17 protein-coding genes are annotated in these 13,443 nt (G+C 67.9%); 8 read left to right on the top strand and 9 right to left on the bottom strand.

Translation table 11 applies throughout. The features are described from left to right. Positions 1 to 3: 3 nt before the first annotated feature. Together ACSHWB_RS09030 and ACSHWB_RS09025 are read left to right on the top strand one after the other, a co-directional pair. Positions 4 to 1,500, top strand: a complete 1,497-nt coding sequence (locus ACSHWB_RS09030) for an amino acid permease (protein WP_439661631.1) — start codon at positions 4 to 6, stop codon at positions 1,498 to 1,500. Positions 1,501 to 1,525: 25 nt separating this feature from the next. Then, complete coding sequence (locus tag ACSHWB_RS09025; RefSeq protein ID WP_439661630.1) at positions 1,526 to 1,981, top strand: MarR family winged helix-turn-helix transcriptional regulator; 456 nt, start codon at positions 1,526 to 1,528, stop codon at positions 1,979 to 1,981. Here the strand turns inward: ACSHWB_RS09025 and ACSHWB_RS09020 are convergent. Next, complete coding sequence (locus ACSHWB_RS09020; RefSeq protein ID WP_439661629.1) at positions 1,978 to 2,583, bottom strand: hypothetical protein; 606 nt, start codon at positions 2,581 to 2,583, stop codon at positions 1,978 to 1,980. The two genes, ACSHWB_RS09025 and ACSHWB_RS09020, sit on opposite strands and share 4 nt — an antisense overlap. A 17-nt stretch (positions 2,584 to 2,600) precedes the next feature. On the opposite strand from ACSHWB_RS09020, the gene ACSHWB_RS09015 reads away from it, so the two are divergent. Continuing rightward, complete coding sequence (locus tag ACSHWB_RS09015) at positions 2,601 to 3,836, top strand: glutamate mutase L (protein ID WP_439661628.1); 1,236 nt, start codon at positions 2,601 to 2,603, stop codon at positions 3,834 to 3,836. Here ACSHWB_RS09015 and ACSHWB_RS09010 read toward each other — a convergent pair. Then, positions 3,833 to 4,051, bottom strand: coding sequence for a helix-turn-helix domain-containing protein (locus ACSHWB_RS09010; protein ID WP_030476549.1), 219 nt, complete (start codon positions 4,049 to 4,051; stop codon positions 3,833 to 3,835). The genes ACSHWB_RS09015 and ACSHWB_RS09010 overlap by 4 nt on opposite strands. After that, positions 4,051 to 4,530 (bottom strand): DUF2975 domain-containing protein, encoded by a 480-nt coding sequence (locus tag ACSHWB_RS09005; RefSeq protein ID WP_439661627.1) that lies wholly within the window; start codon positions 4,528 to 4,530, stop codon positions 4,051 to 4,053. The genes ACSHWB_RS09010 and ACSHWB_RS09005 overlap by 1 nt, the downstream gene beginning before the upstream one ends. Before the next feature lie 77 nt (positions 4,531 to 4,607). On the opposite strand from ACSHWB_RS09005, the gene ACSHWB_RS09000 reads away from it, so the two are divergent. Then, positions 4,608 to 5,186 carry a TetR/AcrR family transcriptional regulator gene (locus tag ACSHWB_RS09000; RefSeq protein ID WP_439661626.1) on the top strand — a complete coding sequence of 193 codons (579 nt, stop codon included), beginning with the start codon at positions 4,608 to 4,610 and terminating at the stop codon, positions 5,184 to 5,186. Here ACSHWB_RS09000 and ACSHWB_RS08995 read toward each other — a convergent pair. Together ACSHWB_RS08995 and ACSHWB_RS08990 are read right to left on the bottom strand one after the other, a co-directional pair. Next, on the bottom strand, positions 5,179 to 5,703 hold the full coding sequence (locus ACSHWB_RS08995) for a GNAT family N-acetyltransferase (RefSeq protein ID WP_439661625.1): 525 nt from the start codon (positions 5,701 to 5,703) through the stop codon (positions 5,179 to 5,181). The genes ACSHWB_RS09000 and ACSHWB_RS08995 overlap by 8 nt on opposite strands. A gap of 10 nt (positions 5,704 to 5,713) precedes the next feature. Further along, positions 5,714 to 8,119 carry a hypothetical protein gene (locus tag ACSHWB_RS08990; RefSeq protein ID WP_439661624.1) on the bottom strand — a complete coding sequence of 802 codons (2,406 nt, stop codon included), beginning with the start codon at positions 8,117 to 8,119 and terminating at the stop codon, positions 5,714 to 5,716. 98 nt (positions 8,120 to 8,217) lie between these two features. Here ACSHWB_RS08990 and ahcY point away from each other — a divergent pair, with 98 nt between their 5' ends. The 3 genes from ahcY (at position 8,218) to ACSHWB_RS08975 (ending at position 10,824) form a co-directional block, all read left to right on the top strand. After that, the gene (gene ahcY / locus ACSHWB_RS08985) at positions 8,218 to 9,681 is read left to right on the top strand and encodes an adenosylhomocysteinase (RefSeq protein WP_439661623.1); all 1,464 of its coding nucleotides are present in this window, start codon (positions 8,218 to 8,220) and stop codon (positions 9,679 to 9,681) included. Between the two features lie 63 nt (positions 9,682 to 9,744). Next, a complete protein-coding gene (locus tag ACSHWB_RS08980; RefSeq protein ID WP_439661622.1) occupies positions 9,745 to 10,353 on the top strand; it encodes a T6SS immunity protein Tdi1 domain-containing protein in 609 nt (202 codons plus the stop codon). A 9-nt stretch (positions 10,354 to 10,362) separates the two neighbouring features. Beyond that, entirely contained in the window at positions 10,363 to 10,824 is a 462-nt protein-coding gene (locus tag ACSHWB_RS08975; protein WP_439661621.1) for a hypothetical protein, read from the top strand. On the opposite strand, the gene ACSHWB_RS08970 is transcribed toward ACSHWB_RS08975, so the two are convergent. The 4 genes from ACSHWB_RS08970 to ACSHWB_RS08955 are packed head-to-tail and all read right to left on the bottom strand — an operon-like array spanning position 10,817 to position 12,985. Then, positions 10,817 to 11,251 carry an Imm1 family immunity protein gene (locus ACSHWB_RS08970; RefSeq protein ID WP_439661620.1) on the bottom strand — a complete coding sequence of 145 codons (435 nt, stop codon included), beginning with the start codon at positions 11,249 to 11,251 and terminating at the stop codon, positions 10,817 to 10,819. The genes ACSHWB_RS08975 and ACSHWB_RS08970 overlap by 8 nt on opposite strands. After that, on the bottom strand, positions 11,239 to 11,961 hold the full coding sequence (locus tag ACSHWB_RS08965) for a DddA-like double-stranded DNA deaminase toxin (RefSeq protein ID WP_439661619.1): 723 nt from the start codon (positions 11,959 to 11,961) through the stop codon (positions 11,239 to 11,241). Before ACSHWB_RS08965 ends, ACSHWB_RS08970 begins: the two co-directional genes overlap by 13 nt. A gap of 12 nt (positions 11,962 to 11,973) precedes the next feature. Continuing rightward, positions 11,974 to 12,156: a DUF397 domain-containing protein gene (locus ACSHWB_RS08960; protein ID WP_439661618.1), complete on the bottom strand. Its 183-nt coding sequence runs from the start codon at positions 12,154 to 12,156 to the stop codon at positions 11,974 to 11,976. Beyond that, positions 12,131 to 12,985, bottom strand: coding sequence for a DUF5753 domain-containing protein (locus ACSHWB_RS08955; protein WP_439661617.1), 855 nt, complete (start codon positions 12,983 to 12,985; stop codon positions 12,131 to 12,133). The genes ACSHWB_RS08960 and ACSHWB_RS08955 overlap by 26 nt, the downstream gene beginning before the upstream one ends. 69 nt (positions 12,986 to 13,054) lie before the next feature. Between ACSHWB_RS08955 and ACSHWB_RS08950 the strand changes: the two genes are divergently transcribed. Continuing rightward, positions 13,055 to 13,435, top strand: coding sequence for a hypothetical protein (locus ACSHWB_RS08950; RefSeq protein ID WP_439661616.1), 381 nt, complete (start codon positions 13,055 to 13,057; stop codon positions 13,433 to 13,435). The last annotated feature ends 8 nt before the right edge of the window (positions 13,436 to 13,443 follow it).

Genomic DNA, 13,443 nt, shown 5'->3' with positions numbered 1-13,443 from the left:
ACCGTGCCGGGGAACGGGTTGTGGCGCACGAAGTCGATCGAGCAGTCGATATCTGACACGGACGAGCCGGACACCAAGCTCCGCAGGGACCTGTCGGCCTGGGACCTCACGGTCTTCGGCGTCGCGGTCGTCATCGGTGCGGGCATCTTCACGCTCACCGCGAGCACCGCGGGCAACATCGCGGGGCCGTCGGTCTCGCTGTCGTTCGTGCTGGCGGCGATCGCCTGTGCGCTGGCCGCGTTGTGCTACGCCGAGTTCGCCTCGACGGTGCCGGTCGCGGGCAGCGCGTACACCTTCTCCTACGCGACGTTCGGCGAGTTCGCCGCGTGGATCATCGGGTGGGACCTGGTGCTGGAGTTCGCGGTCGGGTCGGCCGCGGTCGCCAAGGGCTGGTCGGCCTACCTGCAGACGACGCTGGGCCTCATGGGCATCGACGTGAAGACCGAGGTGGGTGACGGCTTCAAGTTCGACTGGGGCGCCGTGCTGCTCGTCGCGGTGATCACCACGTTGCTGGTCGTCGGCACGAAGCTGAGCTCGCGGGTGAGCGCGGTCATCACGGCCATCAAGGTCGCGGTGGTGCTGCTCGTGATCGTGCTCGGCATCACCTACATCAAGGCCGAGAACTACAGCCCGTTCATCCCGCCGGCCGCCGAAGGTGGGCCTGCCGCGCACACGGGCATCGAGCAGTCGCTGTTCTCGCTGATCACCGGCTACTCGGGCAGCACGTACGGCGTGCTCGGCATGCTGGCGGCGGCCTCGATCGTGTTCTTCGCGTTCATCGGGTTCGACGTCGTGGCGACCACGGCGGAGGAGACCAAGAACCCGCAGAAGGCGGTGCCGCGCGGCATTCTCGGTTCGCTCGCGATCGTCACGGTGCTCTACGTCGCCGTCACGCTGGTGATCACGGGCATGGTGCCGTACACGGAACTCGCGACCCAGCCGGACGGCACGCGCGCGACGCTCGCGAGTGCGTTCGCGCAGAACGGTGTCGACTGGGCGGCAACGGTGATCTCGGTCGGCGCGCTCGCCGGTCTGACCACCGTCGTCATGGTGCTGATGCTCGGCCAGAGCCGTGTGCTGTTCGCGATGTCGCGCGACGGACTGCTGCCGCGCAAGCTGGCGAAGACCGGCAGCCACGGCACGCCGACGCGCATCACGATCATCGTCGGCGCGCTGGTCGCGATCGCGGCGGGCTTCTTCCCGGCCGGCAAGCTCGAAGAGATGGTGAACGTCGGCACGTTGTTCGCGTTCATCCTCGTCTCCGGCGGCGTGCTGGTGCTGCGCAAGACGCGGCCGGAGCTGTCGCGCGGTTTCCGCGTGCCGTGGGTGCCGCTGGTGCCGATCCTCGCGATCCTCGCCTGCCTGTGGCTGATGCTGAACCTGACCGCGCTCACCTGGATCCGGTTCATCATCTGGATGGCGCTCGGCGTCGTCGTCTACTTCGTCTACAGCCGGCGCAACTCGGTGCTGGGCAAGCAGAGCGACGAGGCAGGCAAGTAGCTCGTCACCAACTAACCTGCCCACCATGGGAAACGCGCGGTGGCTCTCCGAGGAGGAAGGCAGCGCCTGGCACCACTTCGTCCAGGCCTACCACCTCCTCGAGAGACAGATCGAACAGCAGTTGCAGCGCGACGCGGGCCTCTCGCACGCGCAGTACAACGTGCTGGTCGTGCTGTCCGAACAGCCGGGCAACCGCATGCGCATGACCGAACTGGCGCGCAGGGTCGTGGTGTCGAAGAGCTCGCTGACCTACCAGATCGGCAAGCTGGAGAAGGCCGGACTCGTGCGGCGCGAGCCGCACGAGTCCGACGAGCGCGGCATCCTGGCCGTGCTCACCGACGTGGGCAAGGACCTGCTGGCCACTGCCGCGCCCGGCCACGTCAGCACGGTTCGCGAGTACCTGATCGACCTCTTCACGCCGGAGCAGCTCGCGCAGCTCGGATCGTTCATGCAGGTCGTGCACGAGAGGGCCGACGACTAGAGCGTCAGCAGACCCCGTTCGTCGAGCCACTGCGCCACGTCGTCCGGGCCCTGCCGCGTCACGTTCAGCTCCAGCACGGGCAGGATCGACTTCGCCGCGAGCTCGCGGAGTTGGCGCTGCTCCTGGACGAACGGCTCCAGCGACACGTACTGCTTCGGGTTCGCGCTGATCTTCAGCCGTTCCTCCCGCGCCTGCTCGAACGTGTCCTCCGGCCGGGTGCACAGCACGATCGCGAAGTTGAGCGGCTTCAGCCGTTCCTCCAGCCAGCCGAAGTCGAACTCGCGCCCCTGCCGTGCCTGGTACGCCAGCGTGGACAGGTGGAAGCGGTCGACGATCCACGAGTAGTAGCGCTGCAGCTCGAACATCCGCACCCACGTCTCGTAGGTCTCCATCGCGTGCGCGGTCTCGTCCAGTGCGAAGTCGATCAGCCCGCGGCCCCACGGCTCGTTGCTGAACCCGCTCCACTCGGCCGAGACCAGCGGCGAGTGGTAGCGGTACCGGCGATGGCCGACGAGACGCGGGTGCTCGTTCAGGGCGAAGGCCAGGTCCGTCTTGCCGGTCAGCCGCGTGCCTTCGAGGATCACCTTGGGCGTGAGCTTCATGGTGGTTAGCTAACCCCGTGATCCTGTGTCTCGACGTCGGTTCCACCTGGACCAAGGCCGCGCTCGTCACCCCCGAGGGCGAGTTGGTCAAGACGGGGCAGCACCCCACCACGCCGCCGGAGGTGCTGCGGGGCATCGACGCGCTGCGCTCCCAGGTGGGCGACGGCGAGATCCTCGCGTGCTCGTCGGCGGGTGGCGGTCTGCGGCTCGCGGTCGTCGGCCAGGAACGCGTCGTGAGCGCGGAGGCCGGCTACCGGGTCGCGTTGAGCGCGGGCGCCAAGATCGTGCACGTCAGCGCGGGCCCGGTCGACGTGAAGGCACTCCGGGCCACGACACCGGACCTGGTCCTGCTCGTCGGCGGCACGGACGGTGGCGACCAGTCGGTGCTGCTGCGCAACGCGGCGAAGCTCGCCCGCGTGGCCGTGCCGATCGTGCTGGCGGGCAACGTCGAGGCGCAGCCGGAAGCGTTGCAGCTGCTGGCGAAACGGACGGTCGTGGCCTGCCCGAACGTGCTGCCCGACGTCGGCAGGCTCGCCCCGGAGCCGGCGCGCAAGGCGATCCGCGCGGCGTTCCTGCAGCACGTGATCGGCGGCAAGGGGCTGTCGCGCGGGCCGCGGTTCCGGCAGCTCGTGCGGGCCGTGACGCCGGATGCCGTGCTGGCGGGCGTTTCCCGGCTCGCGGCGCAGGACCGCGAGGGCGCCGTGCTCGTGGTGGACGTCGGTGGCGCGACCACGGACGTCTACTCGGCGGTGTCGACTGTGGACAGTGAAGGTCTGGAGAGGACGGTCGCGCTGCCGCCCGATCGCCGCACCGTCGAGGGAGATCTCGGCATGCGCTGGTCGGCGCCCGGTGTCGTCAAGGAGGCGCACGCCGAACGCCTGACGACCGAGGACCTGACCGCGGAGGCGAGGTACCGCGCCGAGAACGTCGACTGGCTCGCGGAAGATCCGTCCGTCGACGTGAAGCTGGCGTCGTTCGCGGCGATTCTGGCCGTGCGCAGGCATCTCCGGCAGGTCGACGGCCAGCTCGGCCCGCACGGCGCGGGCCTGCTCGTGCTGTCGGGTGGCGTCTTCCGGCACACAGAGGACATCTCGCCGATCATCGAGGCGTTGCGGGGTGATCCCGTGCTGCGGCCGGTGCTCAAGACCGCCGAGATCACCGTCGACCGCGACTACGTGCTGGCACCGGTGGGCCTGCTCGCCGAGTCGGGGCGGCTCGAGGCCGCCGACCGACTGGCGAAGCGGCTGGGCTAGGCGGACTCCTCGTCGTCCACGAACTCGAGGAGATCACCCGGCTGACATTCCAGCACCCGGCACATGGCCTCCAGGGTGCTGAACCGCACGGCCTTCGCACGCCCGTTCTTCAGCACGGCGACGTTGGCGGGGGTCAGCCCGACCTTCTCCGCGAACTCGCCGACGCTCATCTTGCGCTTGGCCAGCTCGACGTCGATGCGCACGACGATGGCCATCAGATCACCGCTTCCATGTCGGCACGCAGCGTAGTGGCGCGTTGCAGTAGCGCCCGCATCACGACCAGCACGAGCCCGACCACGGACACCGCCGACGTGAACAGGAAGAACAACACGATCACGCCGGGGTCGTCCGCGTTGACGCCGACCCAGATGAACACCGCCACCAGCACGACCCACGCCGCGGCGATCGCCCACACCATCACGTCGACCCACTTGATGGCGGCCTCGGTGAAGATCAGGTCCTTGCGCACCAACGTGAGCAGCTTCCAGGTGGCGACGATGACCACCTGCACGCACACGACCCAGAACACCGACACGATCGTCGAAGGCCACCTCAGGTGGGCCTCCGCCGGGTTCTGCTCCGCCATGTACGCGTAGGAGCCGGGGATCGACAACGTCTCCAGGACGACGAGGATCCCGAACAGCGCCACCAGGAACACCCGGAGGGCTGTCACCGCCCAACGTTCAGCAATCATGGATCGAGTATCGGTAGTGATCTATCGAAAGTCAATCGGTAGTGATCGTGTTGCAACAGGTCTCTACAGTGATCGCCGTGGGACTGCGCGAGCGCAAGAAGACAGAGACCCGAGCGGCGCTGGCGGCCGCCGCGCTGAGGCTCGCCCTGGAGAAGGGCGTGGACGACGTGCGGGTGGACGAGATCGCCGAGGCGGCGAACGTCTCCCCACGCACCTACAACAACTACTTCCCCAGTCGCGAACACGCGATCGTCGCCGGCATCACGGCCACGCGCGCACTCCAGGTCGTGGAAGCGTTGCGGGACAGGCCGTCCGACGAACCCCTGGCGGACTCGATCATCGCCGCGTTCGCCGAGCAGTACCGCGAACCGCCGACCGAGGCCCTCGCCCTGATCACCTCGACGCCTGCGTTGCGCGAGGCCTACCTCGACTCGGTGTCGTCGATGGAACCACCGATCGCCGAGATGATCGCCGAACGCCTGGGCAAGGACCTTCGCGGCGCCGAGGTCCTGGCGGCAGCCGTGTCCGCCGCCGCCCGCATCGCCGTGCAACGGTGGGTGGACGTGCGCCCGTCAGGCCTCGTCGTGGTGCAGGCGGCCTCGGTCGAGGATCACCTGCGCGAGGCGATCGGTCACCTCGCGCCCGCCCTCAGATGAGCTCGTCCCTCAGCACGCACATCAGCAGCGCGTCGTGCCACTCGCCGTCGCGGAAGAACGACTGCCGGAGCCGTCCGTCGACCTGGAACCCGACCTTCTCGTAGGACCGGATAGCGCGGGCGTTCGCCTCCACGACATCGAGCTCGATCGAGTGCAGCCGCAGGGTGTCGAACCCGTACCGGCAGGCCGTGCGCAGGGCGTCCGTGCCGTAGCCGCCACCCCAGTGGTCCTTCTCGCCGATGTAGATGTCGGCCTTCGCCCGCGCGTTGACCGGGTCCGCGTCCCGCAGCACGACGACGCCGATGAGCTTGCCGTCCTTCAGCGTCTCGATGCAGAGGGTGACCTTCTCGTAGGAGTTCTCCTTGAGGTCGGCGAAGCGCCTGCGATCCGACGCCAGCGACGAGTAGTAGTAGCTCTGCAGCCACCGCATCACTTCCTCGTCGTTGTGCCAGCGGTGGAACGCGTCGGCGTCCTCCGGTTCGACGGGCCGCAGTCGGACGAGATCACCGGTCAGCATGGCCCGCACACTAGGAGCCGCCCAGCGCGTCCCGCGACCGAGTTTCCGGCTTCCGCGCGAACGGCAGCGCGGGCGATTCCGGCGCGTCCACCTGCAACAGCCCCGCCGCGATCGCCACGGCACGGTCCCACTCCGGGTCCGACGTGTAGTCCGAGTGCGCCGACACCCCCGACCGCCACCGCCGTCCGGGGAACGGCCCCCGCTGCGGATCCGGCAGCCAGTGGTCGCCACCCAGCACCAACGCCCCGGTCGGCCCGCGCAGCGCCGGTGCCAGCGCGCCCTCCGAGCCGTCCTCCCGGTACCCGACGCCGAGCAGCATCCCGTCGAACACCTGCCGCCGCCACGTCGTCACCGCGCCGCCCAACGGGTCCGTGCCGCGGCACAACGCGCGCCAACGTCCGTCCAGCCCGCCGGCCAGCCGGGCCAGCGACGCGTGCGGCACCACGGCGGGGAACGCCCGCGGATAAGCCCACTGCAGCTGTGAACCGGCCGTGAGCAGCCCGATCCGTTCGCGGTCGTGCGGGGGCAGCTCCTCCAGCAGCCGGGCCGCGGCCACGGCGACGAGCAGCGAACCCTGCGAATGTCCACACAGGACGACGCGGGTGCCGGGGTCGCGCAGGTGGTCCTGCACGCGCGCGACGAGTTCCGGCACGACCTTCAGCGCGTAACAGGGCGGCACGATCGGGTGCGCCTCGCGCGGCCAGAACTGCGCGATGTCCGCGATGATCCCGAGCCGCCGCCCGGACTCCGGCTGCCGCGCCGCCAGGTACACGGCCCGCAGCAGCGACACGGCCAGCAGGCCGAGCACGAAGACGCCGAAAGCCGAGAAGGGGAACGTCCACGACGCCAGCGGCACGTTCCGCACGCGCAGCAGAGAAGCCAGCACGGCACCGGCCACCAGCACCGATGCGATGATCATGATCATCTGATGGCCGTGGTTGCGCTCCCAGCGCGCCCACCACCACGCCCGCGTCGCCATGCGGAGGTCGCGCATCCGGCCGGAGTGCAGCAGCGACGCCTCGCGCGCCCACACCTTGCCCTTGCGGAACGCCCGCCACCGCACCGCGCCCGTGAACGACGCCACCGCGAGCACGCTCAGCACCGCCAGCACCCCGGCCACGCCCCACAGAAGGGTGATGTAGCTGTACCCGACCGGCAGCGCCAGCTCGTCACCCAGGGCCTTGCGCACCGGCAACGCCACCCCGGCGCCGAAGCCACCGCCGAGCAGCCCGGCGATCGCCAGCACCGGCGCGGCGAACCAGCCACCGGCCCACGGCCGCAGCTCGCGCGGCAACTTCCTCCAGGTACCTCGCGCGAGCAACGCGGCGGGCACCAGCATCAGCCCGAACAGCACCAGCACGAACGCCATCAGCAACGCCACGACCTGCACGGTCACGTCCGCGCCCGGCGCCCGCAGCGGCAGCTGTTGCTGCAGCCCCAGCGTCGTCAGGACCAGGACCACCGAGAGCACCATCAGCCCCCGCCGCGGCCGTCGGCCCAGAGCCGCGCGCAACCACCGTCCGCCGCGATGAGGCGCACCGCCCGTCGGGTCGTCCAGCAGCAGCACACCGAGCACGGACACACCGATGAGCACGAGCGACACGATCCACGCCACCGTGATCGCGACACCCATGCCACCGGTGGCCGTGAGCTGCTTCAACGGCCCGCCCAACGCGATCAGCGCCGTCACCGCCAGAGCCGCCACGACGTGCAGCGACCGCAGCGCCGGGGTGTCCGGATCGGTCGCGACGTGCGCGCCGGGCAGTCCGGACGAGGGCTGTTTCTCCTGCTCCTCGGCCTCGGCGATCTCCTTGCGCTCGATCCGCCACTCGACGTGCGAGACGCGCCGCATCACCGCGACGACCACGATGATCGGCAACAGCCCCAGGAACGTCCGGAACCACGGGAACGTGCGCACGTCGTCCGGAATGCTGGTCAAACACGCAGTACCGGGCCGGAGACACTGGGCGGCGAGCAGGTCCAGGCTGACCACCGAGATCTGCGCGACCAGCAGTGCCGTCAGCAGCAGGGCGAACACCCGCAGCAAGGACCGCAGACCGATGCCGAGCAGGTGAGCGGGCAGGTTCCGTTCGGGAACGGGAGGGAGCATCCAGTGCGCGACGTTCGCGATGCTGAACGGGAAGAGCAACGCCCAGGTGGCCTTCGCCACACCTCCCGAGGTCATTCCACCCCACAGATACCCCTCGACCACGCGGGGGATGGGACGGCCGTCGGTCTGCAACACTGGTCCCGGCGCGGGCCTGCGGAGTCTGTCCGCCGGACGCACGATGCGCCCGAGCCCGTCTCCCGCAACGTCCACGGCCGCAACGGCGTCGACCAGCGTCTGCGGCGTCGTCCCTTGGACGCCGTGCACGCGCAGTTCGACGACACGTGTGTCCGGGCCAGTAAGCAACACCCGAGACCTCCCTCACCTGACGTGGGGGCCATAGTGGTGCATCAGCGGGCGGTATGGTCGGACGACACCCTCTCTGAAGTGCCTTGGAGGACTTCGCAATGACCGCGGAACGGTTGCAGACTCGCAACGGCATTGACTTCGCAGTGGCCGATCTCTCGCTCCACGAGTTCGGGCGCAAGGAGATCCGGCTGGCCGAGCACGAGATGCCCGGCCTCATGGCGTTCCGCCGCGAGTACTCCGGGGTGTACCCGCTCAAGGGTGCCCGCATCTCCGGCTCGCTGCACATGACGATCCAGACGGCCGTGCTGATCGAGACCCTGGTTGACCTGGGCGCCGAGGTGCGCTGGGCCTCCTGCAACATCTTCTCGACGCAGGACCACGCGGCGGCTGCCGTCGTCGTGGGCCCCCACGGCACGGAGGAGGAGCCCAAGGGCGTCGCCTGTTTCGCGTGGAAGGGCGAGACCCTGCCGGAGTACTGGTGGACGGCTGAGCAGATGCTCACCTGGCCCGACGGCAAGGGCCCGAACATGATCCTCGACGACGGCGGCGACGCGACGCTGCTCGTGCACAAGGGCGTCCAGTACGAGGCGGCCGGTGTCGTGCCGGCGGCCTCCGACGACGACTCGGAGGAGTACACGATCGTTCTCGACACGCTGCGCGCGTCGCTCGAGAAGGACGGCAAGAAGTGGACGAACATCGCCGAGGACATCCGCGGCGTCACCGAGGAGACCACGACGGGCGTCATGCGCCTGTACCAGCTGGCCGCCGCCGGTGAGCTGCTCTTCCCGGCCATCAACGTCAACGACGCCGTGACGAAGTCGAAGTTCGACAACCGCTACGGCATCCGCCACTCGCTGATCGACGGCATCAACCGCGGCACCGACGTCCTCATGGGCGGCAAGGTCGCGGTCGTCTGCGGCTACGGCGACGTCGGCAAGGGCTCGGCCGAGTCCCTGCGCGGCCAGGGCGCCCGCGTCATCGTCACGGAGATCGACCCGATCTGCGCCCTGCAGGCAGCCATGGACGGCTACCAGGTCGCGAAGCTCGAGTCGGTCCTCCCGATCGCCGACATCATCATCACGACGACCGGCAACAAGGACGTCGTGAAGGTCGAGCACATGGCGCAGATGAAGCACCAGGCGATCCTGGGCAACGTCGGCCACTTCGACAACGAGCTCGACATGGCCGGCCTCGCGCGTTACCCCGGCATCCGCAAGAACAACATCAAGCCGCAGGTCGACGAGTGGGTCTTCCCGACGGGCCGCACGATCATCGTGCTGTCCGAGGGCCGCCTGATGAACCTCGGCAACGCGACGGGCCACCCGTCGTTCGTCATGTCGAACTCCTTCTCGAACCAGGTGATCGCTCAGATCGAGCTCTTCACCAAGTTCAAGGAGTACGACAACGAGGTCTACCGCCTGCCCAAGGTGCTGGACGAGAAGGTCGCCCGCATCCACCTCGAAGCACTGGGCGGCGAGCTCACCAAGCTCACCAAGGACCAGGCCGAGTACATCGACGTGGACGTCGAGGGCCCGTTCAAGCCGGAGCACTACCGCTACTGAGTTCTGTTCGACGAGCCCTCGCCTTCACCGGCGGGGGCTCGTCGTCGTTCATGGGGGACGAAAGTGTTCGAACGCTTCACCGGCACGTACCCGCTCGACCCTGGCGAGGCGTCGCCACCTGAGAACATCGCGTCGCTGCGCCAGGTTCCCGGCCTGGCCGAGCTGGTCACGCTGGCCGCGGGACTCTCGTTCGGCAACGGCATCCTCCGCGTGTTCACCGACGACGAGGCCCGCCGCGCACAGGGACTGGCGAACCTGATGTGGCCGGAGCGCGCACCGCAGATCCGCCCGTTCGCCCAGGACTGGACAGGCCGCCTGTACGTGCTCGACCTGCACCGCGGCGCGATGATCCTTCTGATGGACCCCGCCACCGGCAGCGTGTACAGCCTCGACGGCACGATCCCCGACCTGCTCGACGAGTACGTGCTCGAAGACCCAGGCACCTTCCTCGCCCAGCACCTCTTCACCGGCTGGCGCGCCCTGCACCCGCAACGCGAAGCACCAGGCACGTGCGTGGGGTTCAAGCAACCGCTGTTCCTGGGCGGCGCGGAGACCGTGGAGAATCTGGAGGTGATCGACGAGGAGGTCTACTGGTCGATCCACGGACAGCTCTGGGCCCAGGTCAAGGACCTCCCGGAAGGCACGTCGATCAGCGGCGTCGAGATCAGCTAAGGATTGGTAGTGGGATTCTTCGGCACTTACGCCTACGAGCACGGTTCCTGGAAGACGCTGTCCGAGGGCGAGCTGCCACCGCTCGCGGAGCCGTTCCTGTGGATCGACATCCACGACAGCGACATCACCTCGGTCGTCTACGCCCCCGCCGGCCCCGGCGCCGGTGTCGCCTACCTGGGGCTGACGCCGCGCACCTACTTCGAGAACCCCAACGCGTCCGATCCGACGGACGTGCTGCGGGAGGCCGCGGGACTGGCCGCTTGGTGGGCTTCGCAAAACTCCGGCGGTGACGTCACGGCCAAGCAGGCGGAGCTGCTCGCCTTCCTGGCAGAGGACGAGGACCCGAACGCGTTCGAGTGGGACGAGTCGGAGAACGTCGACGAGATCGACGACGGTGAGGTGTTCGTCGAGGTCAAGACCCGGCGGTTCCTCGCCGCGCTGGACCTGCCGCTGCCCGACGGGCTCAGCTGACGGTTTCCAGGTGTGGGAAGTCCGCGGGGATCAGGCCGCCGTGATCGAGGAAGGCCGCAAGCACCAGCCGGACGGTTGTCAGCGGAACTTCGCAGCTCGCGGGCACCAACGTCTCATGCCCTTGGAAGTCGTAGATACGCTCTCCGACCGCGTCCGGGGACCCTGGTGTCGCGCGAAGGTCGTCCGCGCCACTGACACGGACGTATCCACGGTCAGGACCGATTCCCGCATTTACGGTGGGGAAGCCGTACGGATCTTCCGCAATGGACACCTCGACCACCGATGGGCACGGTTGATCGCCAGACCGTTCGCTAACGCGGTCGATGAACGCTGTCAGCTCCTCGTGCGTGGTCACGAGGATGGCGGGGTCGCCGGGGCCGTAGTCGTTGTCCGGCTTCTGGTCGTACCAGATCTCTAGCGTTGCCACGGCGGGCGCTTCCCTCCTGTGAACGTCTTCCGGTAATTCGGCCCGTACACCGTCAGCGTGCATCCATCAGGCAGAAGTACCGGCAGCAGGTTGTCACAACCCCACTTCATGCGGCATGGCGTGTAGTTGATGACCACACTCGCGTGCTTGACATCCTCGCGTCGCATTCGCACGGCGAGCTTGGTCTCCACGTGGGTGATGGTTATCGGCGGACCCTTTTCCGGAAACCGCGTTTCTTGCAAGACGCGCCAGACCTCCGCAGACTCGTCGTCTTCACCGCTCACGACCGAGCGTGCCTCCATGCTGCCGGGGGTGAACCATCGCCCGTGTGTCTTCTGCCCGCTGCCCGCTTGTACTGGAGGTGGCAGTTGACGACGCAGAGTTTCGACCTGCTCGGCGGTGCTTTGAGAAAGCTGCTGTGGGGAGACCTCTTGCGTGAGGCCGTGACGGTGCAGGTAGGAGCGGATTTCATCGGCGATGGTCGCGAGCGTGGACACCTGACCTTCCGGCTCACTGATTCCCTCGATCACGCGGGTGAACCACGCGCAGGCCTGTTCCACGTCAGCGTGGTTGCTGCCAGAACCGATAGCACGGAGAAGCTCTCGCGCGTGTTCGGCGAGTTCAGAAGCTTGGTGGTGCACCGCTATCGACTGGTCGATCGTGTCCAGCACGCGCCGTAGCGCGTCACCCACGTCGCCCAGTGAGGTCACACCAGGCCTCCTCTAACGGTCGAATGCCTCCACGAACACCTGCCAGGCTTCGGCGCTGAACCCGAGCTCGGGGCCCGCGGTGTTCTTGGAGTCACGGACGCGCACGACCTGGGCGAACGCCACCTCGACGCAGTCGCTCTCGACGGAGTCACCACCGCTGTAGCTGCTCTTACGCCAAGTGCAGTTTCCGGTCACTGAGGTCCTCCCGCGATCGGCTGGCGAGATCCGCCACCATCGACCGCGATTGTTCCTCATCGAGCGCGAGGGCATCCAGTCTCGCGAAGATCGATTTGCAGCGCTTGACGCCGATGTCGTCCTGCACGAACACCATCGCGAGGTCGGACTCCGTGAAGGCCACGTCGCTGCGCTTCTCGTAACCCCAAAGCACGTAGTGCGCCAGAAGCACACCTGCCGGACCGCTTGTCGCAGGCACGATCCGGATGACGTGGGTGTGGAAGAGCAGCCTCATGAGCTGGTCCTCCATGACCGCGTCACTGCCGACCTTGAGGCGCAGTGCGTTCTCGTGAACGTAGAAGGTGCAGTCCGGCCGGTTGTGCGCCCGCAGGATCGCTTGCCGCTCCATCCGAAAGCGAATCGCGGCCTCGATCAGGTCGGGGGTCAGGACACCGCGAGCCTCGTACAGCGCTCGCGCGTACTCCTCGGATTGCAGCAGACCGGGAATGGTCGTCAGGTCGTAGGTGGTGATCTTGTCCGCCATCGACTCGGCCATGGTCATCGTGCGCAGGTTGTCCGGCACCTGCACGAAGTAGAGGTCGAACGCTGAGCGGTACCGCTTCAGGAAGTCCTCGATGAAAGTCTGGCTGCGGCCACATCGGCCCAGGTACTGAATGATGTCGATCTCGGTGGCGCGCACCTTGCCGTGCTCGATGTTGGAAACCTTCCCCGGATCCCACCCGAGCATCCGGGCGATCTTCCTCGCGCGGAAGGTCGTGAAGCGCTCGCGCACCTGTCGCAACTCATCGCCCAGGTCACGGCTGTACGGGGTGGACGGATCGCCGTTCATGAGATTCGACGTTAGGTGATGGAGGAAAAACAACAGCGTGCCCAAACGGGTGGAATTACGCTGCCGCTCATGAACGAGTTCGGGCTGGTGATCGAGCCACACGACGTCATGCACGAGAACGTGGTCGTGCCGCTGATCGACGGCGTTCCGCTCACCGAGTGGCTCGAGCTCTACGACGACCCGTCGTTCAGCGGAGTGCGCAAGGACGATCTCGACGCCAAGCCGTTCCAGCCCGGCAAGGCGCAGCTGGTGCTCGGCTGCGACTGCGGCGTCGCGAGTTGTGGGCCGCTGGTCGCGCGCATCCGGGCAGGCAAGGACAAGAAGGCGATCATCTGGGACGAGTTCCGGCGGCCGCATCGCAACGGCAGGGTGTACGACGAGCTCGGTCCGTTCACGTTCGACCGCGAGCAGTACGAAGCCGCGTTGGGAAAGCTGCTGGAACTTGGTTGACGTGCGGG

The sequence above is a fragment of the Lentzea sp. HUAS TT2 genome (assembly GCF_051853195.1).
Lineage (GTDB): Bacteria > Actinomycetota > Actinomycetes > Mycobacteriales > Pseudonocardiaceae > Lentzea.
This window is presented reverse-complemented; position numbering and strand designations above follow the sequence as displayed.